The 494-nt window shown below is 84.0% G+C and carries 1 protein-coding gene; it reads left to right on the top strand.

Annotated features, from left to right (window positions below; translation table 11 throughout):
- Nucleotides 1-479 (top strand): murein hydrolase activator EnvC family protein (locus tag GTR00_RS22440; RefSeq protein ID WP_205706451.1); only part of this gene is annotated, 479 nt, incomplete at its 5' end.
- Nucleotides 480-494 lie beyond the last annotated feature (15 nt).

The following is a 494-nucleotide window of genomic DNA, read 5'->3' on the forward strand; positions in this document are numbered from 1 at the left end:
GCGCGGCCGCGACCGCGCCGGCCGCGACCGCGCCGGCCGCGACCGCGCCGGCCGCTGCCGCGCCGCGCTGGGCGTGGCCGCTGTCCCCGCGGCCGGTGGTGCTGCGCGGCTACGACGAGGTGGCCCGCTACGCCCCCGGGCACCGGGGCGCGGACCTGGCCGCGGCGACCGGGCAGGCGGTGCTGGCCCCGGCGGCGGGGGTCGTGGTCTTCGCCGGACCGGTGGCGGGTCGGGGCGTGGTCGTGCTGGAGCACGCCGGGGGTCTGCGCAGCACCTACGAGCCGGCGGCGGCCACGGTGCCGGTGGGCGCCCGCCCGGCGCGCGGGGAGCCCTTCGCGGTGGTGGCGCCCGGCGCGCACTGCGGGCAGGGCCCCTGCCTGCACCTGGGAGTGCGCCGCGGGGAGGACTACCTGGACCCGCTGGCGCTGCTGGGGCCCGCCGGCCCGCCCGTGCTGCTGCCGCTGGGGCGGCCGGGCTGAGGCGGGCAGGCGGGG

This window comes from Kineococcus indalonis (assembly GCF_009906395.1).
Lineage (GTDB): Bacteria > Actinomycetota > Actinomycetes > Actinomycetales > Kineococcaceae > Kineococcus > Kineococcus indalonis.